Source organism: Pelomonas sp. Root1217 (assembly GCF_001425705.1).
Lineage (GTDB): Bacteria > Pseudomonadota > Gammaproteobacteria > Burkholderiales > Burkholderiaceae_C > Pelomonas.
The window spans coordinates 136,360-160,213 of record NZ_LMDC01000027.1; the positions used below are offsets into that span (position 1 = coordinate 136,360).

Genomic DNA, 23,854 nt, shown 5'->3' on the forward strand with positions numbered 1-23,854 from the left:
CGGGTCGAAGGAGACCCGCCAATTGTGAGGGCGCCGCCGGGGCGTCAGCCAGCTGCGACCGGGATCTTCACCGCCTTGCCGGCCGCGATCTTCTTCTGCCATTCCGCCGGGCCGGTGATGTGGGCGCTGGTGCCGGTGGCATCCACGGCCACGGTCACGGGCATGTCCACCACGTCGAACTCGTAGATGGCTTCCATGCCCAGGTCCTCGAAGCCGACGACCTTGGCGCCCTTGATCGCCTTGCTGACCAGGTAGGCCGAACCGCCCACCGCCATCAAGTAGGCGCTCTTGTGCTGCTTGATGGCCTCGATGGCGGCCGGGCCGCGTTCGGCCTTGCCGACCATGGCGATCAGGCCGGTCTTGGCCAGCATCATGTCGGTGAACTTGTCCATGCGCGTGGCCGTGGTGGGGCCTGCCGGGCCGACGACCTCGTCGCGTACCGGGTCCACCGGGCCGACGTAGTAGATGGCGCGGTTGGTGAAGTCCACGGGCAGCTTTTCGCCCTTTGCCAGCATGTCCTGGATGCGCTTGTGGGCGGCGTCGCGGCCGGTCAGCATCTTGCCGTTCAGCAGCAGTGTTTCGCCGGCCTTCCAGGTGGCGACTTCGGCCGGCGTCAGCGTGTTCAGGTCGACGCGCCGGCTCTTGTTGTAGTCGGGCGCCCATTGCACGTCGGGCCACAGGTCCAGGCTCGGCGGCTCCAGGTAGCTCGGGCCGCTGCCGTCCAGCACGAAGTGGGCGTGGCGGGTGGCCGCGCAGTTCGGGATCATGGCGATGGGCTTGCTGGCGGCATGCGTCGGGAAGGTCTTGATCTTCACGTCCAGCACCGTCGTCAAGCCACCCAGGCCCTGCGCGCCGATGCCCAGGGCGTTGACCTTCTCATACAGCTCGATACGCATCTCTTCGAGCTTGTTTTGCGGGCCGCGCTGCAGCAGCTCGTACATGTCGATGTCTTCCATCAGCGCCTGCTTGGCCAGCAAGGCGGCCTTCTCGGCCGTGCCGCCGACGCCGATGCCCAGCATGCCCGGCGGGCACCAGCCGGCACCCATGGTGGGCACGGTCTTCAGCACCCACTCGACGATGTCGTCGCTGGGGTTGAGCATGTAGACCTTGCTCTTGTTCTCCGAGCCGCCGCCCTTGGCCGCGACGATGACGTCCACTGTGTTGCCGGGCACCACCTCCATCTGCACGACGGCGGGCGTGTTGTCCTTGGTGTTCTTGCGCGCAAAGATGGGGTCGTCCAACACGCTGGCGCGCAGCTTGTTGTCGGGATTGAGATAACCCTGGCGCACGCCTTCGTTGACGGCGTCCTCGATGCTTCCGGCAAAACCCTCCCAGCGCACGTCCATGCCGATCTTCAGGAAGACGTTGACGATGCCGGTGTCCTGGCAGATCGGGCGGCGGCCCTCCGCGCACATGCGGCTGTTGGTGAGGATCTGGGCGATCGCGTCCTTGGCTGCGGGCGAGGCCTCGCTCTCGTAGGCGCGCGCGAGGTGGGCGATGTAGTCGGCCGGGTGGTAGTAGCTGATGTACTGCAGGGCGGCAGCAACGCTGTCGATGAGGTCTTGCTGGCGGATCGTGGTCATTTGGAGGGCAGACAAGCTGGGGGCAGCCGGAATTATCGGTGGCCGCAAAGATGAGAAGGGTTCTCATCCTGGCTATGCTGAATGCCAACCCCGCCTTCGTGAGAACCGTCATGAGCAGCAGTACCCGCATCGAGCACGACACCTTCGGCCCTATCGAGGTGCCGGCCGACAGGCTGTGGGGCGCTCAGACGCAGCGCTCGCTGCAGAACTTCGACATCTCCGGCGAGCGCCAGGCGCCCGAGCTGATCCGTGCGCTGGCCAAGGTCAAGCGTGCGTCGGCCGTCGTGAACCGTGGGCTGGGGCTGCAGGACCAGGCCAAGACCGAGGCCATCGTCGCCGCGGCGGACGAGGTCATCGGCGGCCTGCATGCCGACGAGTTTCCCCTGGTCGTCTGGCAGACCGGCTCGGGCACGCAGACCAACATGAACGTCAACGAGGTGCTGGCCAACCGCGCCAGCGAGCTGCTGGGCGGCGAGCGGGGCGAGGGGCGACTGGTGCATCCCAATGACGACGTGAACCGCAGCCAGAGCAGCAACGACGTCTTCCCGACCGCCATGCATGTCGCCGCCGTGCAGGCCTTGCAGGAGCGCCTGCTGCCGCCGTTGCGCGCACTGCGCACGACGCTGCAGCAGAAGGCCGAAGCCTTCGACGACATCGTCAAGATCGGCCGCACCCATCTGCAGGACGCGACGCCGCTGACGCTGGGGCAGGAGATCTCGGGCTGGGTGGCGCAGCTGAACCACGGTGAGCGGCATGTGCTGGCGGCTCTGCCGCATCTCTACGAACTGGCTCTGGGCGGCACGGCGGTAGGCACCGGGCTGAACGCGCCCAAGGGCTATGCCGAGCAGGTCGCCGCGGAGCTGGCGCGACTGACGGGCCATGACTTCGTCACGGCGCCGAACAAGTTCGAGGCCATGGCCTCCTGCGACGCCCTCGTCCACGCCCACGGCGCACTGAAGACCCTCGCTGCCAGCCTGACCAAGATCGCCAACGACGTGCGCTGGCTGGCCAGCGGCCCGCGCAGCGGCATCGGCGAGATCAGCATCCCGGAGAACGAGCCGGGCTCGTCCATCATGCCCGGCAAAGTCAACCCGACGCAGAGCGAGGCGGTGACCATGCTGGCCGCCCAGGTCATGGGCAACGACGTGGCCATCAACATTGGCGGCGCATCGGGCAACTTCGAGCTGAACGTGTTCCGGCCCATGGTCATCCACAACTTCCTGCAGAGCGTGCGGTTGCTGGCCGATGGCATGGCCAGTTTCAACAGGCACTGCGCTGTCGGCATCGAGCCCAATGAGGCGCGCATCGGCGAGCTGGTGTCGCGCTCATTGATGCTGGTGACGGCGCTGAACACCCACATCGGCTACGACAAGGCCGCGCAGATCGCCAAGAAGGCGCACAAGGAAGGGACCAGCCTGCGCGAGGCGGCGCTGGCGCTGGGCCACGTGACGGCCGAGCAGTTCGACGCGTGGGTAGTCCCCGGCCAGATGGTGGGGCGCTAGCAACGCTGCCCCTCGTCCGGTCCCGCCTCGCTGAACGCGGGCGGACCCAGCCGGTCCCCGAGGGGACGGCGATGCTCGCAGCATCAAGCCGCGAGCACATCGCCAGACGGGCCGGCTTGGGAGCGGCCCGGCGCTCGGCCCGAATTTCTAGCCGCCGCGATCGATCAGTGCCTGTCGCCGTGGTGCGCCGGCGCAGGCAGCAGGCGGTCCGTGAAAGCGATGGCCATGGCCGACAGCAGGAAGGCGACGTGGATGATGGTCTGGTACATCAGCGTCTTCTCGGCGTAGTTGTCGGCGTTGATGAAGGTTTTCAGCAGATGGATGGAGCTGATGCCGATGATGGCCGTGGCCAGCTTGACCTTCAGCACCGAGGCGTTCACGTGGCTCAGCCACTCGGGCTGGTCGGGGTGGCCGTCGAGGTCCATGCGCGACACGAAGGTCTCGTAGCCGCCGACGATGACCATGATCAGCAGGTTGGAGATCATCACCACGTCGATCAGCCCGAGCACGACCAGCATCAGGATCGTTTCGTTGAGCTTGCCTGGAATCGCTTCGCCCTTGTAGCCAATGCTCTTGACCAGGATCTCAAGCGCGTGCTGGTCGCCGAACGCCGCCTCGATGAGGTGCACCAGTTCGGTCCAGAACTGGAAGACGTAGACCGCCTGCGCCAGGATCAGGCCCAGATAAAGCGGCAGCTGCAGCCAGCGGCTGGCGAAAATCAGGCGGGGCAGGGGGCGCAGCGGCGTAGTCATCGAATCCTTCAGGGGCAAGATACAGCGGGCGGATTCTAGGGAAGCCCCTGTGGCGGCCCCCGATCAGTGTCGGGCCAGTGCCTTTTCCAGCTTCACCAGGGGCAGCTTGGAGTAGGCCGCAACGTCGGGCTGGCCTTGAAGGCCTGGCGAGCCTGGACTGCCAACGCGAGGGCGCCGGGCGACGAGTTTGTCGCGCCCAGCCGCGCCGCGCCGGACCGCACCGTGGACTTCGAATCCGCCGTGCTGCCGCCCAACGAGGCCGTGTCCGATCAGTTTCTGGATCAGGGCTTGAAGTTCGATTCCGCTTTCGCCAATGCCGACATGGACCCCACGTTTGCCCACATCAGTGGCAACCGCGTGGGCAACTTTCGGTCGCATGTGGGTTACCGGGCCGACTTCGCGATCCATTTCGTCAACCCCGTTTCGGCCACGGCCTTCGCGATGGTGACGGCCAACGGCGGCGTCTCGACGTTTGATGCCTACCTCCATGGCGGCTTGATTGAATCCGCCACCGCGGCCTCGTCTACGGCTTTCGCGGCATCGTCTTTGACGAACTGAGGATTCATACCAACACCGAAGATCGCGCGCTGATCATCGACAACCTGCAATTCATCAATGCGCCGGTGCCCGAACCGGCGAACGCGGGCCTGCTGCTGGCCGGCCTGGGCCTGCTGACTTGGCTGAAGCGCCGGCCGCGCGCCGAGCCGCGCTAAGCTTGCGCCGCGGGGCGTAGAGCCGAGAGTAAGGGCTTCGTCAGTGACTCCTCGCACAGTGCGCGCCAGGCAGCCAGAACGAGGAGACACACCGATGACCACGCTGAACACCTACGCCCCCAGCCCGGAATGGGTCGCCAATGCCCATGTGAAGGGCGAAGCCGGCTATGCCGCGCTGGTGGCCGAAGCGGAGGCCGACTACGCCGGCTTCTGGGCCCGCCAGGCCCGGGAGCTGCTGAGCTGGCAGACGCCGTTCACCAAGACCCTGAACGACAGCGACGCGCCGTTCTTCAAGTGGTTCGAGGACGGCAAGCTCAACGTCTCCTACAACTGCCTGGACCGCCACGTCGAGGCGGGCAAGGGCGGCAAGACGGCGCTGATCTTCGAGGCGGACGACGGCACGGTCACCAGCGTCACCTACGCCGAGCTGCTGGCCAAGGTCAGCCAGCTCGCCAATGCGCTCAAGGGCCGCGGCATCCAGAAGGGCGACCGCGTCGTCATCTACATGCCGATGTCCGTCGAGGGCGTGGTGGCCATGCAGGCCTGCGCGCGCATCGGCGCCACGCACTCGGTCGTGTTCGGCGGCTTCTCGGCCCAGTCCCTGCGCGACCGCGTGCAGGACGCCGGCGCCGTGGCCATCATCTGCGCCGACGAGCAGGCCCGCGGCGGCAAGGCGCTGCCGCTCAAGGCCATCGTTGACGAGGCCCTGGACGGCGGCTCGTGCCCGACGTTGAAGGACGTCATCGTCTACAAGCGCACCGGCGGCAAGATCGCCTGGGTCGATGGCCGCGATGTGTGGCTGCACGACCTGATGGGCGCTGAATCCACGAGCTGCGCGCCAGAGTGGGTCGAGGCCGAGCATCCGCTCTTCCTGCTCTACACCTCGGGCTCCACCGGCAAGCCCAAGGGCGTGCAGCACAGCACCGGCGGCTATCTGCTGCATGCCGCGCTGACCACCAAGTGGACCTTCGACCTCAAGGACGATGACATCTTCTGGTGCACGGCCGACATCGGCTGGGTCACCGGCCACACCTACATCACCTACGGCCCGCTGGCCCTGGGCGGCACCGAGATCGTCTTCGAAGGCGTGCCGACCTACCCGGACGCCGGCCGCTTCTGGCAGATGATCCAGAAGCACAAAGTCACGATCTTCTACACGGCGCCGACGGCCATCCGCTCGCTGATCAAGGCTGCCGAGAGCAACCCTGCCGTCCACCCCGCACGCTCCGACCTGAGCAGCCTGCGCCTGCTGGGCTCGGTGGGCGAGCCCATCAACCCGGCTGCCTGGGAGTGGTATTACGAGCATGTCGGCGGCAAGCGTTGCCCCATCGTCGACACCTTCTGGCAGACCGAGACCGGCGGCCACATGATCACGCCGCTGCCGGGCGTGACGACACTGGTGCCGGGATCCTGCACGCTGCCCTTCCCGGGCATCACGGCGGCCATCGTTGACGAGACCGGCAACGACGTGCCCAACGGTCAGGGCGGCATCCTCGTCGTCAAGAAGCCTTGGCCGAGCATGATCCGCACGATCTACGGCGACCCCGAGCGCTTCAAGAAGAGCTACTACCCGCCGGAGCTCAAGGGCTACTACCTGGCCGGCGACGGCGCCATCCGCGACGCCGAGACGGGCTACTTCACCATCACCGGCCGCATCGACGACGTGCTGAACGTGTCGGGCCACCGCATGGGCACGATGGAGATCGAGTCGGCCCTGGTCAGCTGCACCGAGCTGGTGGCCGAGGCGGCGGTTGTGGGCCGCCCCGACGACACCACCGGCGAGGCCATCTGCGCCTTCGTCGTGCTGAAGCGCCCGCGCCCGAGCGGCGACGAGGCCAAGGCCATCGCCAAGCAGCTGCGCGACCACGTCGCCAAGGAAATCGGCCCCATTGCCAAGCCCAAGGACATCCGCTTCGGCGACAACCTGCCCAAGACGCGCTCGGGCAAGATCATGCGCCGGTTGTTGCGGTCGGTGGCCAAGGGGGAGTCGGTCACGCAGGACACCTCCACCTTGGAGAACCCGGCGATCTTGGAGCAGCTGGGTCAGGCTTACTAGACTGGACCGGTTGCTCTAGGCCGCGCGAAGCGCGGTCGGCGCGGCCGATGGGCTGGGTTTGGGGATTGCTCATGTGGCTTGCCCGTGAGCGGTCACCAGAACCCGGCCATCCTGGAGCAGCTCGGTCAGGCTTACTGACTCAGCCAGCTCAAGCCACCTCCCGCGAGCCGGGGGGGCGGCCTCCGCAAGGCGCGGGACGAATCCCGATATCGGCGCATCCGGGCCGTTTCCATTGCCAAACAAGGGATGGCCCTGTCCATCCCTTTTCGTTTTCATGGCTTCGCCCAGTACTGGAGCCGTGCCATGTCGACCTCTGTTCGGATCTCCCTTGTTGTCGCGCTGCTGACTGCGAGTGCGCTTGCCCCCAGCCACGCGGCGGTCAGCGGCCGGTTGCACATCAACAGTGGCAGCAGCTTCCAGACGCTCGGCCTGTTGCCGGACAAGGTCTTCGCCTTCCACGATGAGTCGGACCCCGCGCAGTCGCTGTTCTTCCAGCAGACCTTCAACAACACCCAGAGCCCGCCCCAGATCGTCTACGGGCGCATGGCCAACGCGAAGATGGATGGCAGCGAGGGCGTGCTGTCGGCTTATGTGGATGCCGAGCTCGACGGTATACCGCCGCGCTTCGACCCGGCGCTTGGCATCTATGTGGAGGCCAAGCTGAATGGGCAGGACTACCTCACCGTCAAGTCGAGCGTATTGCCGAACGGCACGCTCACGCCGTTGACCTTCGACCTGGGCGTCCAGGGCAATGGGCGCGTCTTTGCGAACCTGGCGGTGGCCCAAGTGCTCAACAACGGCGCGCAGTCCGGCAAGCTGTCTTTGAGCTACAACGACCCCGGCAATGGCGCCGTCACGGCCAGCCCGCATGGCAGCTTCATGGCCGCGGTGGGAGCCACCTATTCGATCTCATATTCGCTGACGGCCTCGGCTGGCCTCAGCATCTTTGGCCTGAGCAGCGCCAATCCGGTGAAGTTCCTGGTGTCGGACTACTTCCACACCGCGCATTTCTACGCCAGCCCCGACGACGCCCTCGTCGAGTTGCAGTCGCTCAGCGGCCACGACTACACCCAGCCTGTGCCGGAACCGGCCAGCGCCTTGCTGCTGCTCGCCGGCCTGGGCCTGGCGGCGCTGGCCCGCCGCCGCCATGGCTCTGGCGTCAGGCGCGTTGCCGACGATTGCGTCCCTTGAAGCCGATCAGCGCCAGCCCGCCCAACAGCAACGCATAGCTGCCCGGCTCCGGCACGGCCGACACATTGAGCGCCTGATCGAGGTGAATCTTCAGGAACTCGGTGTTGTCCGACCCCAGGTTGCGGCCGCCTGTGCCGGGGTAGTTGTTGTCATTGGCGACCAGCAGAGTGTGAGCGTCCAGGATGAGCACGCTCTCGATGGTCGTGAACGGGAAGGTGAAGGCGATGCTGCCGTCGCCGTTCAGGTCGTTCGGATCGGCGATGTCCATCAGATTGACCATCTCCTTCTTGACGAGGTTGCCGCTGCCGTCGACCTGGTTCAGGTCAACCGTGAAGATCTTCTTGAACGGCGTGCCGCTGGTGGCGGTGGCGCCATTGCGCTCTATGATGAGGAACTCGTGGTCGTTGATGGCGGTCATGTCGCCGATATTGGTGCCGGCGCCGTCGAGCCTGTAGTTCCATTGCTGGCCGGTATAAGCCTCGGTGTTGACGTCGAAGGCGTTGATGCGCAGCGTCTTGGCCGGGTCGCCGGTGACCGTGCCTTCCAGCAGCGTGTAGAGGCGGTCGCCATTCGGGTTGATGGCCATGCCTTCGAAGCCGTTGGAGCGGCCCAGGGTGGCGCTGAGCGTGCCGTTGATGACGGCCTCGTTCTGCGGCGAGGCCACGCCGAGCATGCCGATCTCGCGGCGCAGCACCTCGCCCTTGGCATTGGTCTTGACCAGGTAGGGGCCGAACTCGTCGCCAAACCACAGGTTGCCGTTCTTGTCCTTGCGCACCGACTCGATGTCGAGGTCGGCGCCGGTCAGCTGGCGGCCGCTGCGGATGCTGGAGGCGACCAGCGGGTTGCCGGCGGTGTTGTAGTAGCGCGTGTAGTCGGCCTGGATCTTCAGCGACAGCAACTGGTTTGGATCGGAAAGCGTGACGTAGCTGCCAGACGTGAAGCCGCCCATGCTGGCGCCGCTGTTGAAGTTGGCGGCCGAGACCGTGCCCGTGCCGCCGGTGGCCGTCTTGAAGTTGGGCGTGACGGCGTACATGCGCAGCAGCGCGTCGGCCGAGTTTTCCTTGGTGCCGAAGCCGTTGTCGGGCATGAAGAGGTAGGTGCCCGCCGTCGGGCCGGCCAGCACGGCGGAGAAGCCCTGCACGGATTGCTTGTCCAGCAGGGGCAGGGGGTTGCCGCCGGCGCCGCTGGCGAACTGGCCGGTGGTCGGGCCTTCGGCGAAGGTGTTGGCCGGCATCAAGGCCCAGCCTTCCAGCGCGGCCGAGGCGGCTTCGGCTGTGCTGGCAGCGAGCAGGGCAAGGACGGCCGTCGCGACTGCGGCGGGCTTCAGTGGACGAGTGGAGTTCATGGGCAATGCCGTGGCTGCGCGCAGAACAGCCTGCGCGGCGCGGATTCTTGGCAGCCGCCGTGACGCGCCGGTGACGCGTCGCAGCACCGTCCCCGGAAAGCAGAACAGGCCCCGCAGGGCCTGTTTTGAAAAGGATGGCGGCCTTACTTGACCGTCAGCACCCACTTGGCCAGCGTCTCGGCCTCGGCCGGGCTGACCTGGGTGTTGGCTGGCATGGGCACGGGGCCCCACACGCCAGAGCCGCCCTTCTGGATTTTCTCGGCGAGCTTCTTGTAAGCGTCCTTGTCCTTGGCGTACTTGGCCGCCACGTCCTTGTAGGCGGGGCCGACGAGCTTTTTGTCCAGCGCGTGGCAGGCCATGCAGTTCTTTTTCTGCGCCAGCTCCTGGTTGGCGAAGGCCGCGGGGGCGACGACGAGGGCAAAGCTGAGGATCAGGGCTTTCTTCATGCGAACCTTTCGGGACGTTGGACTACAGTGGTTGCAAAGATACCTGAAGGAGAGCCCGCATGGGTTTCGTGTTGATCGGCGTGCTCTTGATCGTGCTGCGGCTGGGCGGCTGGGTGCAGTTCCACAAGGATGACTTCTGGGCCTGGATCATCGTACTGTCGCCCTTTGTGCTGGCCGCGGTCTGGTGGACTTGGGCGGACTCCAGCGGACTGACGCAGAAGAAGGCCATGAACGCGCTGGACGCCAAGAAGGCCGCCCGGCGCGAGCAGCTCATGGAGGGGCTGGGGCAGGGCAAGCCTGGGGGGAAGAAGAAGCGCTGAGTGCCCCTCGCCCAGCCTCGTTCCGCTGAACGCGGGCGAGCCTGGTCGGTCTTGCAGACCGCGCAGCCGACGGAGCGGCTGCTCTTCGGCAGGCACGACAAGTCCACAGGACTTGCCGTGTCCGGCCTCAGCCCCCCCCGGGGGACGGCGATGCTTGCCGGATTGACCGGCAAGCACATCGCCCTGACGGGCCGGCTAGGGAGCGGCCCGGCGCTCGGCCCGGAACCCCTCACTCAAACTTATCCAAAACCGCGCCCGAACTCGCGCTGGAAGCATTCTTGGCAAACTTGGCCAGCACCCCCCGCGTGTAACGCGGCTTCGGCTGCACCCAGGCCGCGCGGCGCCTGGCCAGTTCGTCGTCTGCAACGTTCAGATTCAGCAGCAGCTGATGGGCGTCGATGGTGATGGAGTCGCCCTCCTGCACCAGCGCGATGACGCCGCCTTCATAGGCCTCCGGCGCCACATGGCCCACCACCATGCCCCAGGTGCCGCCCGAGAAGCGGCCGTCGGTGATGAGGCCGACGCTCTCGCCCAGGCCCTGGCCGATCAGCGCGCCGGTGGGGGCCAGCATCTCCGGCATGCCGGGGCCGCCCTTGGGGCCGAGGTAGCGCAGCACCATGACGTCGCCTGCCTTGATCTTCTCGGCCATGATGGCCGCCAGCGCCGACTGCTCGTCGTCGAAGACGCGCGCCGGCCCGGTGATGACGGGGTTCTTCAGGCCGGTGATCTTGGCGACGCAGCCTTCCGGGCTCAGGTTGCCTTTCAGGATGGCCAGGTGGCCCTCGGCATAGATGGGCTTGGCGACCGGCTGGATGACGTCCTGGTCGGCGCTCAGGGCCGGCACGTCGGCCAGGTTCTCGGCCACGGTCTTGCCGGTGATGGTGATGCAGTCGCCATGCAGCAGGCCGGCGGTCAGCAGTTCCTTCATGACGGCGGGCACGCCGCCGGCCTTGTGCAGGTCCACGGCCAGGTATTTGCCGCTGGGCTTCAAGTTGCACAGCACCGGGATCTTCTTGCGCATGCGTTCGAAGTCGTCGATGGTCCAGTCCACCTCGGCCGCGTGCGCAATGGCCAGGAAGTGCAGCACCGCGTTCGTCGAGCCGCCCGTGGCCATGATGACGGCAACGGCGTTCTCTATTGACTTCTTGGTGACGATGTCGCGCGGCTTCAGGTCGGCCTTGACGGCCTCGACGAGGCAGTTGGCGGCCAGCTTGACGTTCTCGACGACTTCATCCTCGACGTTGGACATGCTCGACGAGTAGGGCAGGCTCATGCCCAGGGCCTCGAAGGCCGAGCTCATGGTGTTGGCCGTGTACATGCCGCCGCAGGAGCCGCTGCCGGGGATGGCGCGCTTCTCGATCTGGCAGAAGTCTTCCTCGCTCATCTTGCCGGCGCTGAACTGGCCGACCGCTTCGAACACCGAAACGATATTGAGGTCCTGGCCCTTGTAGTGGCCGGGCTTGATGGTGCCGCCGTAGATGTAGATGGCCGGCACATTGGCGCGCAGCATGCCCATCATGCCGCCGGGCATGTTCTTGTCGCAGCCGCCGATGACCATGACGCCGTCCAGCCACTGGCCGCCCACGCAGGTTTCGACGCAGTCGGAGATGACCTCGCGCGACACCAGCGAGTACTTCATGCCCTCGGTGCCCATGGCCATGCCGTCGGAGATGGTCGGCGTGCCGAACAACTGGGCGTTGGCGCCGGCGGCCTTCAGGCCGATGACGGCGGCGTCGGCAAGCTTTTGCAGGCCGGAGTTGCAGGGCGTGATCGTGGAGTGGCCGTTGGCGATGCCGATCATGGGCTTGCCGAAATCGCTCTCCTGATAGCCCATGCCGTAGTACATGGAACGGTTGGGCGCGCGGGCGACGCCCTCGGTGATGTTCTTGCTGCGGCGGTTGAAGCTCATGGCGGTCTCCTGGAGAAGCCGGCAGTTTGGCGCGCCTGTGTTTGCTTTTCAAATATATTGTTCAATCTGCATTGATATGCATGGTGAATCGATGATCGAGCTGCGCCCCCTCCAGCAATTCCTCGCCGTGGCCGAGCTGCTGCATTTCGGCCGCGCCGCCGAGCGCCTGCACATGAGCCAGCCGCCGCTGACCCAGGCCGTGCGCAAACTGGAGGCCCAGCTCGGCGTGCAGCTTTTCGAGCGCAGCAGCCGCAGCGTGCGCCTGACGCCAGCGGGTGCGGCGCTGCAGGCTTCGGCGCAGAAGCTGCTGCTGGAGGCCGCCGCGCTGCCGGCCGAGGTGAGGGCGGTGGCCGACGGGCTGGCCGGGCGGTTGCGGCTGGCCTTTGTGTCGACGGTGGGCTTCGGCGGCCTGCCGCAGTGGCTGAGGTCGTTTCGCGAAGCCTGCCCGCAGGTGGCCCTGGCGCTGCGCGAGGCGACGCTGGACGTCCAGCTGCGCGAGTTCGAAGCCGGCAGCATCGACGCCGGCTTCGTCATTCACACGCCCGGCGCCGCGCCAGCGAGCTTCCAGCGCCTGTCCATCGGCGTCGAACCGCTGGTGCTGGCCCTGCCCAGTAGCGACGAGACGCCGACCGACGTGCAATGCCGCTCGGCGCCGCTGGTGATCTTCCCGCGCGAAGTGGCGCCGTCGCTCTATGACGCCATCCTGACCCATCACGGCGCGGCTGGCGTGGCCCAGGAGGCCATCCAGATGCAGACTATCGTCAATCTCGTGTCCGCCGCCATCGGCGTGGCCTGGGTGCCGGCCAGCCTGCAGGGCCTGCAGCGGGCAGGCGTGACCTATCGTGCGCTGCCCGATGCGCCGCAGGTGGAGACCAGCCTGATCTGGCGCGACGATGCGCCCCCCGTCGTTGCGCGCTTTGTCGATCACCTGCGCGCCCATGCCTGAAGTCACGCGGGGAAAACCCGTGTCGCCGGGGATGCTGCTGCAACGTTGACGAATTCACACTTTGGAGACCCCTGCATGACCCTTCGCCTGCTCCCTCTCGCCCTGGCTTTGCTGGCCGGCGCTGCCCGGGCCGACCTGCTCAAGGACCCGCAATGGCAAGCCTGGCTGGACACCGGCAAGACGGCCGACCTCGTGCGTGCCGCCAAGGCCAAGGGCGATGACGACCAGGCCGCTGTCGCTCTCGCGATGGCCGCCGTCGACGACAACGACGGTGCCCGGCTGGAGGCAGCCATCCCTGCCTTGCAAAACTGTTCTGACAAGCGCCCGCAGGCCATCTGCAGCTATGCCCTGGGCCGCGTCTACGGCCAGCAGGCGATGACGGCCAGCGTCTTCAAGATGCCCGGGCTCGCCAGCAAGACCAAGGAGCAGTTCGCCAAGGCCGTTGAGCTGGACCCGACGCTCTTCGAGGCGCGCAGCGGCCTGACCCAGTTTTATCTGATGGCGCCGGGCTTTGCTGGCGGCAGCGTGCCCAAGGCCAAGGAGCTGGCCGCCGAAGCGCAGCCACGCCAGCCTGAGCAGGCCAAGGTGTTGCGCGCCATGCTGGCGATGAACGACAAGGACTGGGCCGGCGCAGAGCGCGAGCTGGCCAGCGCCAGGCCGGGCGACGACCGCACGGTGGCCCGCGAGCTGCGCAGTCAGTGGACGCGGCTGGGCTTCGAGTTCATGGAGCAGAAGAACCTGCCCAAGGCGCGTGGCATCTTCGAGGCGCTGCAACGTGATTACCCCGCACATGCCGCCGGCCCGTACGGCCTGGGCCGGGTGCTGACGGAGCAGGGCCAGCCCGATGACGCCATCAAGGCCTTCGAGCGTGCCCGCGCCCTGGAAGGCGCCGAGCGCATGCCCATCGACCATCGCCTGGGCCAGGCGCTGATCGCCAAGGGCGACAAGGCTGGCGCCAAGCAGGCGCTAGAGCGCTTCGTGCAGAACAAGCGCGCCAATCCGCGCAACGTCGACGAGGCGAAGAAACTGCTGGCCGGCCTGGCTTGACAGGGCAGGGCGGTGCGCTGGCTATGATGCCGGCCGCTCTTCTTCCCATCGGGCCATGCTGGTTCATCCTCAGTTCGACCCCATCGCCGTCCACATCGGTTCCGGCGGCATCCATTGGTATGGCATCACCTACCTGATCGCCTTCGGCCTCTTCCTGTGGCTGGCCACGCTGCGCTCGCGCATGCCCCAGCACGCAGCCGTGGGCTGGACCAAGCGGGACGTGGACGACGTGCTGTTCTACGGCGTGCTGGGCGTCGTGCTGGGCGGGCGGCTGGGGTACTGCTTCTTTTACAAGCCCGGTTACTACGTCCATCACCTGACCGAGATCATCCGGGTCTGGGATGGCGGCATGTCTTTCCACGGCGGCCTGCTCGGCGTGCTGCTGGGCCTGTACCTGTTCGGGCGCCGTCGCGGCCGCAGCTTCTTCGAGGTGTCAGACCTGATCGCGCCCTGCGTGCCGACCGGCATCATGGCCGTGCGCCTGGGCAACTTCGTCAATGGCGAGCTGTGGGGTCGGCCGGCGCCGGCCGACCTGCCCTGGGCCATGATCTTTCCCCAGGCCAATGACGGCGGCATTGCCCGCCATCCCTCACAGCTCTACCAAGCGTCCGGCGAGGGCTTGCTGCTCTTCATCCTCCTCTGGCTCTATGCCCGCAAGCCGCGGGCGACGGGCCAGATCTCAGGTGTCTTCATGGTCGGGTATGGCGTGCTGCGCTTCGTCGCCGAGTATTTCCGCGAGCCCGACGATTTCCTCGGCCTGCGGGCGCTGAACCTGAGCCAGGGCCAATGGCTCTGCCTGCCGATGATCCTCGCCGGCGTTGCCATCTTTGCCTGGACCACCAAGCGCAACCAGAGGCCCGCATGAGACAGATCTTCTTCGACACGGAAACCACCGGCCTGGACGCCGACAAGGGCGACCGCGTCATCGAGGTCGGCTGCGTGGAGATGGTCAACCGCCAGCTCACCGGCAACCACCTGCACCTCTACATCAACCCCGAGCGTGCCAGCCACGAGGACGCGTTGCGGGTGCACGGGCTGACCGAAGCCTTCCTTGCCGACAAGCCCAAATTCGCCGAGATCGTCGACCAGTTGCTGGACTTCCTGGCCGGTGCGGAACTGGTCATCCACAACGCGCCCTTTGACATCGGCTTCATCAATGCCGAGCTCAAGCGCTTGCGGCGCGGCGTGCTGACCGACCATGTGGGCGGCGTGCGCGACACGCTGCTGATGGCGCGCGACCTTTTTCCCGGCAAGGCCAACTCGCTGGACGCGCTGTGCCGTCGCTTGGAAGTCGACAACACCAAGCGCGTGCTGCACGGCGCGCTGCTGGATGCCGAACTGCTGGCCGACGTCTACATCCGCCTGACGCGTGGCCAGGACGCGCTGTTGATGGACGAGCATGGCGACAACGCCAGCGGCGACAGCCACGCCGCCATCGAGGCTGTGGACCTGAGCCGCTTCGTGCTGCCGGTGCTGCATGCCAGCGAAGCCGAGGTCGCCGCGCATGAGAAATTGCTTGCCGACCTCGACAAGGCCGCGGGCGGCGCCTGCAAGTGGCGAGTGCTGGAACCCGCGCAACCCATGGCATAATCGCGGGCTTCCCGAAACGGGACTGTTTTCAGGGCGGTTAGCTCAGGGGTAGAGCACCACATTCACACTGTGGGGGTCGCAGGTTCGAAACCTGCACCGCCCACCAAAACCCTCTCGAAGGGTGGCGGTGATTCCCTCGAAAGCAGTCCGGCGGGTCGGCCGAATAAGGCCGAAACTGTTTTTGATTGGGCGGTTAGCTCAGGGGTAGAGCACCACATTCACACTGTGGGGGTCGCAGGTTCGAAACCTGCACCGCCCACCAATCAAAATCGTCAGACCCGGCCTTGAGCCGGGTTTGTCGTTTGTGCGATGCCCGGCTTGTGATTCATGGCTTGGGAGTCAGCGTCTGGACGGCCGCTGATACATAGACCAGCGGTGCGTTCCAGTTGATCGCAATCTCGTTGGTGGTGTAGCTGCACAAGGCGTCGAGGTAGGCCTTGGCTGGCACCTTGGAAGGATAGGCGCCGGGGCAATCGTCGCCCGGGCCGGGGTTCGGGCCACCGACGATCATGCCGGGTACCGGCGGCTGTCGCGGCATCGCGCCGGACGGACGGTGGTGCGGATGCAGCGGCGAGCGCGTTCCGAAGCCCGTCACCATGGCATATCCGCTGGGGTGCCGCCCGAGGACAAAGTCGAGCGCAGACTGTGCGGCGTCGAGCATGCGGCGGTCGCTGTCGAGGCGGTATCCCTGAATGAGCATCAAGGCCTGGTTCAGGGCCACGGCATTGCTGCCCCAGATGAAGTCCTCGCTCTGCATGGCCAAGCGGTAGGGCGATCGATCCCAACGCTCGGCGAGTCCGGTGGCCAAGGACCTGATCTGGCCCTCGATGAGCTTGCGGTCCGCTACCGGGGTCAATCGGTCGCGATGCTGGGCGAGGCTTACCCATGCCAGCGCCCCGACGCTGCTCCAGCCCGGAATCTCGATGCGCGGCACGGCTTGCTTGAGCGCGTGCCAGTAGCCGTCCTCGCGTGTGCTGATGTAGAGCTCTGCGGCGGCCCAGGCAAGTTCGTCAGCCAGTTGGTTGTCGTCATAACCGCCGGTGTGGATGTCGGCCGGCTGGCGGTAGATGACGTCGGGATGCGCTTTGGCCCAGCCCCAGGCGCGCTTGGAGGCGGCCATCATGCGCGCTGACAACCCTGGGCGCTGCGCCTCGAACGCCGCGAACACGCGGCTGGCCTGCGCCATGACGGCGGCGAAGTCGAGTGTCGCCGCAGTCGCCTTCATCACGACATAGCGATCATGCCGGGCCTCATGGGGCATCACGATGCCGTCGAAGCCTTTGTCGGTGAGCTTGTGGTAGACGCCGCCATCAACCGGGTCCTGCATGGACAGCATCCACTCCAGGTTCCACAGTGCTTCGTCGAGGACGTCGGGCAGGCCGTTGCCGCTCTCCGGGATGCTCAGGCGCTGCGCGTCGAAGAAGGCCGGGAAATGCTCATAGGCCGCCAGCAGCGTGTAGACGGTGATGCCGGAGTTGACGATGTACTTGTTGTAGTCGCCAGCGTCATACCAACCCTTTGGTGCTGAGAAGACGGAGCCCTCGGCCCGGCCAGGGCCAGCGGCTGACGCATGAACAAGCACGCGGTCGTCCGGATGCCCTGCAGGCCTCGCCCAGACGCCTGCGTGGACAGGGTCGAGCGCGATGCTGGCTCGGTTGTAGTAGAAAAACTTGAGCGCGGCGGCATTCAGCGCCACATAGGCGTCTGCCGCGATGACGAATGGAGCAGAAGGCGCAAGCCCTGCAACCTTCACCCTGTATCGGCCGGGCTGACGCCAGGCAGAGAAGTCGGCCAGGCGCAGCACCTCCTGCGCCGGCTCCCAGCGTTGCGCGTTGCGCAACGGGCCGCGCCAGACTTCTTGTCCAGTCACCGCGTCGACCAGCGCAAAGCTGCTGGCGGGCACATCGCGCAGCACCGCCCATTTCGCGCCCTCGGGCAGATAGCCCACCTGGTTCAGCTGTATGGCCTGGGTGTCGATCTCAGCGGACTGTTGTGGCTGCACGATGGAGCCGTGCGGCGGCGTACTACACGCGGCAAGACTCAGGATGCAAGCCAGGCAGAGCGCCAGCGGCGCGCGAAAGTTCACGTTCAAGGCAGGAATTCCCGTTCGATGTTGTCGGCGACGCCACGCCCGCCCGGAACACGGCCATCGGAAAAATGCCGGCGGGTGAGCGGCGGCGCCGGTTCAGCGTACCCCTGGCTCGAGCACCACGCGACCCCACAGGCCCGAGGGCTGGCCCGGCGCTGCTTCGACCAGCACGGTCACCTGGCGGCGCGGCCCGCCCTGGGGCAGGGTCACGGCAAATTGTGCGGGCTCGGCGGTGTTCTTCTCGCCCAGCTTGACGCCGTCCACCCAGACCTCGGCCTTGCCGGCAATGCTGCCGAAGCCCAGTTGCGCGCGGCCGTCGTTGCGATCCGCACGCACCGACACGCTGCTGCGGTACAGACGGAAGGATTTCGCCCCAGCGTCATGGCGCATCGGCGGCTCGTCCCAACCCCAGGAGTTCATGTCGGTCTCGGCCAGCACGACGTTGGGGTCGGGCCGGGTGGCGTAGGCCGGCGAGACGCGCCAGCCCAGCAGCGGCGTCGTCGGCTCGGCTGTCGGCACGCTCGGCGGCGCTGCGGCGGGCTGCAGTGCCAGCACGACTTCGGCGGCCTGCAGGCCCTCGGCGAAGGCACGCAACTTCAGCTCACCGCGGCTGTCGCGCCGGCCCTGCACGATGAGTTGCGCCAGGCCGTTGAACAAGCTGCGCTCGCTGGCCTTGTCGGGCTCGTGGGAGTTCGGGTCGCCGTTGCCGACGCCAATGATGCTGGCTTGGCCATCGATCTCGAAGCGCACGTGGGCGTTCGCCGTCGGCACTGGTCGCCCTTGGGCGTCGACGACGCTGACCGTCACTGGCATGGCATCCAGCCCGTCGCCGATCAGCGCCTTGCGGTCCGGAGTCAGCACGAGGCGGGTGGGCGCTCCGCTGGTCTCGACCGCATCGCGTGCGATCTCCTTGCCGTCTTGCAGAGCCACGGCCTCGATGCGTCCCGGCGCATAGGCCACCTTGAAGTGCGCCATTTCATAGGGGTCGACATCCTGCTCGCCGACGGCCGTGCCGTTGAGCAGCAGGCGCACGCGTGGTGCGTTGCTGGCGACCATCACGGGGATGGCCTGGCCTTCGCGGCCGGCCCAGTTCCAGTGCGGCACCAGCTTGATGACTGGGCGGTCCTTCACCCACTGCGCCTGGTGGATCCAGAACGCCGTCTTGGCGAAGCCGGCCAGGTCCATCGCGCCGAAGAAGGAGCCGACGCTGGGCCACTCGTAGGGTGTGGGTTCGCCGCGGTAGTCGATGCCCGTCCAGATGAAGCTGCCGGCGATGAAGGGGCGTTCGCCGATGGCGCGCCAGGCCTGGCGGTGCGTGTTGCCCCAGGTCGAGGGTTCGTCGTCGTAGCTGCCGAACACCTGGCCGGCGCGGTCGCTGGCGAACTCGCCGCGCGTCATGTAGGCGGCGGTGTCCTCGGTGCTCGTCATCGGGCGCTTCGGGTGCTTCTTGTGATACGCGTCGTAGGCGCCGATCTGGTAGTTCACGCCGACGACGTCGAGCGCATCCGCGGCGTTCAGCTCGGTGAAGAGGCCGCCGTGCATGGCGCCGGTGACGGGCCGCGTCGGGTCGAGCTTCCTGATCTCGGCCACCATGCGGCGGGCCATCTCGTAGCCGGGCTCGGTGCTCTGCAGCGGCTCCTCGTTGAAGATGGACCACAGGATCACGCTTGGGTGGTTGCGGTCGCGCCGCACCATCCAGGTCAGCTGCTTCACGTAATCCGGCGAGGGGTTGAAGTGGCGGTTCTCGTCCATGACGAGCAGGCCCAGGCGGTCGGCAAGGTCCAGCACCTCGGCCGCCGGCGCGTTGTGCGAGAAGCGGATCGCGTTGGTGCCCATCTCTTTCAGGCGGCGCAGCCGGAACTCCCAGATCGCCTCGGGCACGGCGACACCGACGCCGGCGTGGTCCTGGTGGACGCAGACGCCCTGCAGCTTGACCGATTGGTCGTTGAGGAAGAAGCCGCGGTCCGCGTCGAAGCGGATGCTTCGAAAGCCGGTCTGCGTTTCGGTGCGATCGAGTTCCTTTGCGCCATCGTGCAGCGTCGCGCGCACACGATAGAGATTGGGCTGCGCAAGCGACCACAGCTCGGGCTCACGCACGTCAAGCTTGATGTGGGCGACGGCCGATTCGAGCGCGGCGACCCGCGCTCGGGCGCTGCCCTTGGCCACTTCACGGCCCGATGGATCGATCACGACCACGTCGATGGTGCCGCTGCGCTCGGCCTTGGCGCTGCTTTGCAACGTCACTTCGACCGGAAGGCTCCAGCGGCCGTTCTGCTTGACCGGGTTGGCATGCAGGCCGTCGGTGGCGATGTGCAGCGCATCGCGCTTGACCAGCCAAGTGTGGCGGTAGATGCCGGCGCCTTCGTACCACCAGCCTTCCTGGGCGTCGGCGTCCACGCGCACGGCAATGGTGTTGGCGTCGGCGCCGTAGCGGACATAGGGCGTGATGTCGATGCTGCGGCCGTTGTAGCCCGACCAGTTGCGGTCGACGACGATGCCGTTGACCCAGACGGTGCTGTGCGTGGCGGCCGCGTCGAACTGCAGCTCGATGTGGCGGCCGCGGTCGGATTCGGGCAGCGGCAGATAGCGCCGGTACCAGCCGATGCCGCGCTGGCGATAGCCTTGTGATGCGTTCTCGTTGCGGTCGAACGGGTTCTCGACGGCCCAGTCATGCGGCAGGTCCAGGCGCCGCCAGCCGGAGTCGTCGAAATCGGCTGCGGCTGCACCCCAGGCGCCGTTGGCCTTGCCGTTGTGATAACTCATGCCGTGGCCCTTGACCACGGGCATTGGCACGTCGCCACGATGGAAAAGCCAGCCGCTGTCGAGTGACAGGCGTTCGCGGCCGGCGGCCTGCGCGGCGGCGGCAGCGAGCGCGAGCGCCGCGAAGAGCAAGAGGCTGAGCCAGTGAAGAATGCGCGGCGCGCGTGACATGACTTGGCTTTTCATTGATGGGAACTGCTGATTCAAGGCAAGCGCTGCTGCTGCTGTTCGAGCCAAGCGCTTGATTTGTCAAAGAAAAAAATGTGTCGCGCGACCTCGTTGGAGATCGCGCGACAAAACCAGGTCAACGTGTGCCTGGCCGACTCGGAGACGAGCCAACTAATCTTTGCGGCGGCGCAGCCGTGCGCCGACACCTGCCAGGCCGGCCAGCCAGAGGGCCATGGTCGCCGGTTCCGGAACGGCGGTCACGGAGTCTGCCGAGGCGGTCAAGCCAATGTGCATCTTGATCCACGTGGTGTCGCCTGGGTTGGTCCAGCTGGCGGTCAGGGTGGTGGGGCCTCCATACAGCGGCGAGCTGGCATCGACGAAGGCTTCGACGTAGTTCGCTGAATCGCAGGTGTCGGTGGTGAAGTCCGTGCTGCACAGCTCGATATAGGCATTGGCTTGAGCTGTCGAGCCGCTGGCGTGGATACCGCTCAGCGTGGTGCTGACCGTGAAGGTGGTATGGCCGCTGACCATGAGCTGTCCGTCGAACACCTTGGCGAACGCCCAGCCGGATTGGCCGCCGGTCGCTTGAACCGAGGCGATTGCCGACACGCCGTTCAGATCGCCGGGGGTCGTGGCAGTGATGCCGGCCTGGGCGAAGGATTGCTGGTCCATCACCAACGTGCTCAGCGTATTGCCGTGCCATGCGACAGCGCTGTCATCAAGCGCGGGACTCAGCAGCGCGCCGGAGGTGCCGGACGTCTTGGAGACCCAGGTCACGTCGCTGGGCACCCAGTACCACAGTTCGCCACCGGACGTGGACAGCGTGAGGTTGGAGATCTTGACTTCAGCCTCACTGGCGACGGCCAATTGTGAAACAGCGAGCAGTGCTGCGCTGATGACGTACTTGAATCGATGCACGATGGTCTCCTGGGTGTTGTTGGCGGACCGGGCGAGACGCCCGTGGGAATTGAGTTGCCTGGTGATGTCTGAGCCAGAGCTCATGCGGTATTACCAGTTTCTCATCTATACCCAATGTGGTCATACCAGAGAAAACACCTACGGCTCAGCTGAGTTGCCGACCCAGCCAGCCCAGCACGCCGTCCGGCCCCTGGAACTCGTCGATCGATCGCGCCGGGATGCCGGGGTGCCGCTCGCGCCACATGGAGGCCAATGCGGCACCAGGGCCGATTTCCAGCACGCAGCGAACGCCGCGTTCGGCAATGCTGTCCATGCAGTCGTCCCATCGCACGGTGCTGGCAATCTGGCCGGCCAATGCGGCCGCCAGCACGGCGGGAACTCTGCTTGCGGCGCCGCTGAAGTTGCAGACCACGGCGGTGCGTGGTGCCTGGAGATTGACCGCCGCCAGATGCCGTGCGAATACCGCCGCCGCAGCCGTCATGGCCGGGGTGTGCGAGGCAATGCCAATGGGCAGGCGCGTGCAGCGCAGGCCAGCGGCAGACCAGCGGGCTGCGTTGGCGTCGAGTTCGGCCGCAACGCCGCCGACGATGACGCGCTCCGCGTTGATGCGGATGGCGATGGCCAATGAGGCCTGCGCCAGACGCAAGGCGTTCGGGCCCTGTACGGCGAGCAATCCGGTGTCCTGGCCCATCACGCTGTCACTCATGGCCTGAGCGCGAACGGCCGCGAGGTCGAGGGCGGTGGCCGCGTCAAAGGCACCTGCCGCCGCGAATGCGGCCAGCTCGCCGACGCTGTAGCCGGCAACCACCGCGGGCTGAGGCAGGCGCGCCGCCAACGCCTGCCAGGCGGCGATGGCGACGCCCGTCAGCAGCGGCTGGGCGACCCGATTGCCATGCAGCCAGGCCGAGTCGCCCAGGCGATCACGCCAGTCCGGCCCGAGGTGCCGGGCCAGGGCATCCAGAGCCGGCCTGGCAGCGGGCTGCGCGTCCAGCCAGGGCAGCATCTGCGGGTGCTGTGCGCCCTGCCCGGGGAAGAGCAGCGCCAGGCTCATTCAGCGCAGGCGTTCCAGCCAGCAGGCGGCGGCGAGCGTGTCGGCCGCGCCACCGGGGGACAGGCGTCGGCGCACGAACTCGTCGCTGATCGTTTGGGCCGCTTCGAGACCCTGGGAAGCGCCACCCGCGGCGAGGAAGTCTCGTGCGATGGCCTGTGCAAAGCGCAACCCTTCCAGGCCGCCGCGGTGGGCGAGGTTGCTGTCGTCGAGCACGGCCATGACGGCGAACAAGGTGTCGAGCCGGGCTTTGGTTGCCGAAAGCCCACGCGCGCGCGCCGAACGCAGGGCCGGCTCGGCCGTTTCGAACAGCGTCGGAAAGCCCAGTGCGGCTTCGGTCGAAGCGCTGCGCAGCTGGAAGCGCCGCGCAGCCAGCCCGCCGGGCAGCGTGGGAGGACGCTGCGCGCGCGCGGCCAGCGTCTCGCCCCAGCGCGCCAGCAGCGTCTGCCTGATCAGGGCGGGTGTGGGGTGCTGGCCCAGCGCACCCGCTGCGGCGCACAGCAAGCCCAGCATGAAGATCGCGCCGCGGTGCGTGTTGATGCCGCCGGTGGCGGCCAGCATGCGTGCTTCGGCCGCGATGCCACAGCGCTCCAGCGCCTCGAAGGGCGCCCCGGCGGCGCCCAGTTCGGCGATGCGGACGAAGTAGCTGCGCAGCGCGAACAGGCTGCGCATGAAGCTGTGGGCGTCCATGTCGGCATGGCTGCCGCGGTCGGTCAGCGTGACCAGGCCGGGCTTGGGCGACAGCGCGAGCTCGTCATACAGCGCCAGCGTGGCGGCGCGGCCGATCTGCTGGGCGCTTGGCGCGCTCGCGATGGGGACGAGACGAGCCCTCATGCCAGCGCTTCCATCGCCGCGCCCCGCAGCCGCTTGACGAGCAGCGCCTGAGCATGACCGCTGCGCCAGGCCAGCCATTCGCGCCAGGCGATGGCGGCATCGCCTTCGAAGACAAGCTCCCCGTCGAGGCGGCGGGTGGGGGCGCTGAAGGCATTCAAGGCGGCTGCTACGGCGTCGGCCTGCTCCATGCCGGTCACACCCACCCAGAGATCGATGTCGGAGTCTTCGCGAACATGCTGCAAAGCTGTGAGGTGCTGCCAGCCATGACTTCCATAGACCCGGGCCGTGGCGCCGCAGGCCTGTAGGGCCGTGGCCAACTGGCGGGCCGGCACGCGGGCGCTTTGGGGCAGCTGTGGGATGAGCTTTTCCAGGCGTGGAAACTCGTCGAAATACAGCACCTCGCTGCGCCGCACGCGCAGCGCCAGGCGGCGTTGGCGCCAGCGTTGTGGCGCACACAGGCCCATCGCGATGACCGCGGGGTTTTCGTCCGGTTGGCGAGTGACGACCAGCGGCAGACCGCGCTCGGCCCAGTGGCCCAGGCAGTCGCGCGCCTCGGCATCCCAGTCGCGGTCCAGCAGCTGCTGCCAACCCGCGGCCGACAGCCAGGCAATCTGGTGGCGATGCAGCGCGGCCATGA

At 66.9% G+C, this 23,854-nt stretch carries 21 protein-coding genes and 2 tRNA genes; 12 read left to right on the forward strand and 11 right to left on the reverse strand.

Annotated elements, in window-relative coordinates; all coding sequences use genetic code 11:
* Positions 1-44 precede the first annotated feature (44 nt).
* Positions 45-1,583 carry a fumarate hydratase gene (locus ASC95_RS18370; RefSeq protein ID WP_057299168.1) on the reverse strand — a complete coding sequence of 513 codons (1,539 nt, stop codon included), beginning with the start codon at positions 1,581-1,583 and terminating at the stop codon, positions 45-47.
* Positions 1,584-1,693: 110 nt separating this feature from the next.
* Here ASC95_RS18370 and fumC point away from each other — a divergent pair, with 110 nt between their 5' ends.
* Positions 1,694-3,085, forward strand: coding sequence for a class II fumarate hydratase (fumC, locus tag ASC95_RS18375; RefSeq protein WP_057299489.1), 1,392 nt, complete (start codon positions 1,694-1,696; stop codon positions 3,083-3,085).
* A gap of 164 nt (positions 3,086-3,249) precedes the next feature.
* On the opposite strand, the gene ASC95_RS18380 is transcribed toward fumC, so the two are convergent.
* Positions 3,250-3,837, reverse strand: a complete 588-nt coding sequence (locus tag ASC95_RS18380) for a TIGR00645 family protein (protein WP_057299169.1) — start codon at positions 3,835-3,837, stop codon at positions 3,250-3,252.
* A 135-nt stretch (positions 3,838-3,972) separates the two neighbouring features.
* On the opposite strand from ASC95_RS18380, the gene ASC95_RS18385 reads away from it, so the two are divergent.
* The 4 genes from ASC95_RS18385 (at position 3,973) to ASC95_RS18395 (ending at position 7,797) form a co-directional block, all read left to right on the forward strand.
* Positions 3,973-4,395: a hypothetical protein gene (locus tag ASC95_RS18385; RefSeq protein WP_057299171.1), complete on the forward strand. Its 423-nt coding sequence runs from the start codon at positions 3,973-3,975 to the stop codon at positions 4,393-4,395.
* Between the two features lie 65 nt (positions 4,396-4,460).
* Complete coding sequence (locus tag ASC95_RS31215) at positions 4,461-4,550, forward strand: PEP-CTERM sorting domain-containing protein (protein WP_162250802.1); 90 nt, start codon at positions 4,461-4,463, stop codon at positions 4,548-4,550.
* A 94-nt stretch (positions 4,551-4,644) separates the two neighbouring features.
* On the forward strand, positions 4,645-6,606 hold the full coding sequence (gene acs, locus ASC95_RS18390; protein WP_057299172.1) for an acetate--CoA ligase: 1,962 nt from the start codon (positions 4,645-4,647) through the stop codon (positions 6,604-6,606).
* Between the two features lie 303 nt (positions 6,607-6,909).
* Positions 6,910-7,797 (forward strand): PEP-CTERM sorting domain-containing protein, encoded by an 888-nt coding sequence (locus tag ASC95_RS18395; RefSeq protein WP_162250803.1) that lies wholly within the window; start codon positions 6,910-6,912, stop codon positions 7,795-7,797.
* Here the strand turns inward: ASC95_RS18395 and ASC95_RS31995 are convergent.
* Complete coding sequence (locus ASC95_RS31995) at positions 7,766-9,142, reverse strand: esterase-like activity of phytase family protein (protein ID WP_057299174.1); 1,377 nt, start codon at positions 9,140-9,142, stop codon at positions 7,766-7,768. The genes ASC95_RS18395 and ASC95_RS31995 overlap by 32 nt on opposite strands.
* A gap of 143 nt (positions 9,143-9,285) precedes the next feature.
* Entirely contained in the window at positions 9,286-9,588 is a 303-nt protein-coding gene (locus tag ASC95_RS18405) for a c-type cytochrome (RefSeq protein ID WP_057299175.1), read from the reverse strand.
* Between the two features lie 59 nt (positions 9,589-9,647).
* Between ASC95_RS18405 and ASC95_RS18410 the strand changes: the two genes are divergently transcribed.
* On the forward strand, positions 9,648-9,908 hold the full coding sequence (locus tag ASC95_RS18410; protein WP_057299176.1) for a TIGR04438 family Trp-rich protein: 261 nt from the start codon (positions 9,648-9,650) through the stop codon (positions 9,906-9,908).
* A 229-nt stretch (positions 9,909-10,137) separates the two neighbouring features.
* Here the strand turns inward: ASC95_RS18410 and ilvD are convergent, their stop codons facing one another.
* A complete protein-coding gene (ilvD, locus tag ASC95_RS18415; protein WP_057299177.1) occupies positions 10,138-11,817 on the reverse strand; it encodes a dihydroxy-acid dehydratase in 1,680 nt (559 codons plus the stop codon).
* A 91-nt stretch (positions 11,818-11,908) separates the two neighbouring features.
* Between ilvD and ASC95_RS18420 the strand changes: the two genes are divergently transcribed.
* The 6 genes from ASC95_RS18420 to ASC95_RS18445 all read left to right on the forward strand — a co-directional run bounded on the left by ASC95_RS18420 (position 11,909) and on the right by ASC95_RS18445 (position 15,662).
* Complete coding sequence (locus tag ASC95_RS18420; RefSeq protein WP_082567961.1) at positions 11,909-12,763, forward strand: LysR family transcriptional regulator; 855 nt, start codon at positions 11,909-11,911, stop codon at positions 12,761-12,763.
* Positions 12,764-12,838: 75 nt separating this feature from the next.
* Positions 12,839-13,810, forward strand: coding sequence for a lipopolysaccharide assembly protein LapB (locus ASC95_RS18425; protein ID WP_157256393.1), 972 nt, complete (start codon positions 12,839-12,841; stop codon positions 13,808-13,810).
* A gap of 55 nt (positions 13,811-13,865) precedes the next feature.
* Complete coding sequence (lgt, locus tag ASC95_RS18430; RefSeq protein WP_057299180.1) at positions 13,866-14,675, forward strand: prolipoprotein diacylglyceryl transferase; 810 nt, start codon at positions 13,866-13,868, stop codon at positions 14,673-14,675.
* Entirely contained in the window at positions 14,672-15,400 is a 729-nt protein-coding gene (gene dnaQ / locus ASC95_RS18435) for a DNA polymerase III subunit epsilon (protein ID WP_057299181.1), read from the forward strand. The genes lgt and dnaQ overlap by 4 nt, the downstream gene beginning before the upstream one ends.
* A 31-nt stretch (positions 15,401-15,431) precedes the next feature.
* Positions 15,432-15,506 (forward strand) — tRNA-Val (locus ASC95_RS18440).
* An 81-nt stretch (positions 15,507-15,587) separates the two neighbouring features.
* A tRNA-Val gene (locus ASC95_RS18445) sits at positions 15,588-15,662 on the forward strand.
* A 63-nt stretch (positions 15,663-15,725) separates the two neighbouring features.
* Here the strand turns inward: ASC95_RS18445 and ASC95_RS18450 are convergent.
* From ASC95_RS18450 to mdcG, 6 genes are all read right to left on the reverse strand, one after another.
* Positions 15,726-17,486, reverse strand: a complete 1,761-nt coding sequence (locus ASC95_RS18450; RefSeq protein ID WP_057299490.1) for a glycoside hydrolase family 9 protein — start codon at positions 17,484-17,486, stop codon at positions 15,726-15,728.
* Positions 17,487-17,585: 99 nt separating this feature from the next.
* Complete coding sequence (galA, locus tag ASC95_RS18455) at positions 17,586-20,435, reverse strand: beta-galactosidase GalA (protein WP_057299182.1); 2,850 nt, start codon at positions 20,433-20,435, stop codon at positions 17,586-17,588.
* Positions 20,436-20,588: 153 nt separating this feature from the next.
* Positions 20,589-21,335 carry a PEP-CTERM sorting domain-containing protein gene (locus ASC95_RS18460; RefSeq protein ID WP_162250804.1) on the reverse strand — a complete coding sequence of 249 codons (747 nt, stop codon included), beginning with the start codon at positions 21,333-21,335 and terminating at the stop codon, positions 20,589-20,591.
* Between the two features lie 145 nt (positions 21,336-21,480).
* Positions 21,481-22,386, reverse strand: a complete 906-nt coding sequence (locus ASC95_RS18465; RefSeq protein WP_057299184.1) for an acyltransferase domain-containing protein — start codon at positions 22,384-22,386, stop codon at positions 21,481-21,483.
* On the reverse strand, positions 22,387-23,217 hold the full coding sequence (gene mdcB, locus ASC95_RS18470; protein WP_057299185.1) for a triphosphoribosyl-dephospho-CoA synthase MdcB: 831 nt from the start codon (positions 23,215-23,217) through the stop codon (positions 22,387-22,389).
* Positions 23,214-23,852, reverse strand: a complete 639-nt coding sequence (gene mdcG, locus ASC95_RS18475) for a malonate decarboxylase holo-[acyl-carrier-protein] synthase (RefSeq protein ID WP_057299186.1) — start codon at positions 23,850-23,852, stop codon at positions 23,214-23,216. Before mdcG ends, mdcB begins: the two co-directional genes overlap by 4 nt.
* Positions 23,853-23,854: the final 2 nt, after the last annotated feature.

Excerpts from the sequence above, each read along its gene's own strand:
- ASC95_RS18370 (WP_057299168.1), bottom strand. The coding sequence starts at position 1,583 with ATGACCACGATCCGCCAGCAAGACCTCATCGACAGCGTTGCTGCCGCC.
- fumC (WP_057299489.1), top strand. The coding sequence starts at position 1,694 with ATGAGCAGCAGTACCCGCATCGAGCACGACACCTTCGGCCCTATCGAG.
- ASC95_RS18380 (WP_057299169.1), bottom strand. The coding sequence starts at position 3,837 with ATGACTACGCCGCTGCGCCCCCTGCCCCGCCTGATTTTCGCCAGCCGC.
- acs (WP_057299172.1), top strand. The coding sequence starts at position 4,645 with ATGACCACGCTGAACACCTACGCCCCCAGCCCGGAATGGGTCGCCAAT.
- ASC95_RS18395 (WP_162250803.1), top strand. The coding sequence starts at position 6,910 with ATGTCGACCTCTGTTCGGATCTCCCTTGTTGTCGCGCTGCTGACTGCG.
- ASC95_RS31995 (WP_057299174.1), bottom strand. The coding sequence starts at position 9,142 with ATGAACTCCACTCGTCCACTGAAGCCCGCCGCAGTCGCGACGGCCGTC.
- ASC95_RS18405 (WP_057299175.1), bottom strand. The coding sequence starts at position 9,588 with ATGAAGAAAGCCCTGATCCTCAGCTTTGCCCTCGTCGTCGCCCCCGCG.
- ASC95_RS18410 (WP_057299176.1), top strand. The coding sequence starts at position 9,648 with ATGGGTTTCGTGTTGATCGGCGTGCTCTTGATCGTGCTGCGGCTGGGC.
- ilvD (WP_057299177.1), bottom strand. The coding sequence starts at position 11,817 with ATGAGCTTCAACCGCCGCAGCAAGAACATCACCGAGGGCGTCGCCCGC.
- ASC95_RS18420 (WP_082567961.1), top strand. The coding sequence starts at position 11,909 with ATGATCGAGCTGCGCCCCCTCCAGCAATTCCTCGCCGTGGCCGAGCTG.
- ASC95_RS18425 (WP_157256393.1), top strand. The coding sequence starts at position 12,839 with ATGACCCTTCGCCTGCTCCCTCTCGCCCTGGCTTTGCTGGCCGGCGCT.
- lgt (WP_057299180.1), top strand. The coding sequence starts at position 13,866 with ATGCTGGTTCATCCTCAGTTCGACCCCATCGCCGTCCACATCGGTTCC.
- dnaQ (WP_057299181.1), top strand. The coding sequence starts at position 14,672 with ATGAGACAGATCTTCTTCGACACGGAAACCACCGGCCTGGACGCCGAC.
- galA (WP_057299182.1), bottom strand. The coding sequence starts at position 20,435 with ATGAAAAGCCAAGTCATGTCACGCGCGCCGCGCATTCTTCACTGGCTC.
- ASC95_RS18465 (WP_057299184.1), bottom strand. The coding sequence starts at position 22,386 with ATGAGCCTGGCGCTGCTCTTCCCCGGGCAGGGCGCACAGCACCCGCAG.
- mdcB (WP_057299185.1), bottom strand. The coding sequence starts at position 23,217 with ATGAGGGCTCGTCTCGTCCCCATCGCGAGCGCGCCAAGCGCCCAGCAG.
- mdcG (WP_057299186.1), bottom strand. The coding sequence starts at position 23,852 with ATGGCCGCGCTGCATCGCCACCAGATTGCCTGGCTGTCGGCCGCGGGT.